This window comes from Pseudomonas sp. RA_35y_Pfl2_P32, assembly GCF_963970735.1.
Classification (GTDB): Bacteria; Pseudomonadota; Gammaproteobacteria; order Pseudomonadales; family Pseudomonadaceae; genus Aquipseudomonas.
This window is the reverse complement of sequence record NZ_CAXAQF010000373.1, coordinates 1-435: the sequence shown is the minus strand read 5'-3', so window position 1 is coordinate 435 and position 435 is coordinate 1. Positions and strand designations below refer to the sequence as shown.

Sequence of the window (435 nt, the reverse complement as noted above, 5' to 3'; positions counted from 1 at the left end):
CACGCCGTTGATCGCACCGGAATTGCCGGTCAAATCGGTATCGCGGCCCACCACCGCGCGCAGGCTGGCGATCTCGCGGCGCAAGCTCTCGGTCTCGGTCGCGCGTGCCACCATCAGCAGCAGCCGCTCGGCCTCGAACGGTTTTTCGATGAAATCGGCCGCACCACGCCGGATCGCAGCAACGGCGGTATCGAGATTGCCATGCCCCGAAATCATCAGCACCGGGATCGACGGGTCGCGCCGCTTGATCTCATCAAGCAACTCGAGGCCGTCGAGCCGCGAGCCCTGTAGCCACACGTCGAGCAGCACGAGCGACGGCCGCCGCACCGAAATGGCTTCCAGGGCCGAATCGCTGTCGGCCGCGACGCGCGCGCCATAGCCTTCGTCTTCGAGCACACCGGCGACCAGATCGCGAATATCGCGTTCGTCATCAAC

General features: G+C 65.5%; 1 protein-coding gene. It reads right to left on the bottom strand.

Translation table 11 applies throughout. From position 1 onward, the window contains the following. Positions 1-435, bottom strand: a 435-nt coding sequence (locus tag AACY45_RS28765) for a response regulator (protein WP_339548872.1), incomplete at both ends; no start/stop codon positions are given.